Source organism: Desulfobulbus alkaliphilus, from assembly GCF_016918545.1.
GTDB classification, from domain to species: domain Bacteria; phylum Desulfobacterota; class Desulfobulbia; order Desulfobulbales; family Desulfobulbaceae; genus Desulfobulbus; species Desulfobulbus alkaliphilus.
The window spans coordinates 1-406 of the sequence record NZ_JAFFQC010000365.1 but is presented as its reverse complement, the minus strand read 5'-3'; the positions used below and the strand labels follow the sequence as shown (position 1 = coordinate 406).

Below are 406 nucleotides of genomic sequence, written 5' to 3'. Positions count from 1 at the left end.
ACCCGACCGAGACTACCGTTGGCTGCATGCATCGAACGCCTTCCCCCGCCGCGCCGTCGTCTGTGGACCACCCTGCGGACACCCTGACGGAGCCGTCTGCCGCCCGCTCGGTCGGGTCGCCGGCTCCAGAGGACCTGTCGGTCCTCGTCGTCGGGGCCGGTCTGGCGGGCGCCCAGACCGCCGCGGCGCTGCGGTCCCACGGCGCCACCGGGCGCATCACCGTGCTGGGTGCCGAAGGGGTCGCCCCCTACGACAGGCCGCCGCTGTCGAAAGAGCTCTTCACCCGCACGTCGCCGGCCTGGTTGGTCGACGAGACCGGTGCGGACCTCGACGTGCTGGCAGACGAGACCGTCCTCGACGACCCGGCCGTCGCGCTGACCTTGGGCGCAGACGGTGGGCCGAGCGT

At 73.4% G+C, this 406-nt stretch carries 1 protein-coding gene; it reads left to right on the top strand.

The features are described from left to right. Window positions 1-26: 26 nt before the first annotated feature. The coding region (locus JWG43_RS21085; protein WP_205244456.1) for an FAD-dependent oxidoreductase at window positions 27-406 on the top strand (380 nt) is incomplete at its 3' end.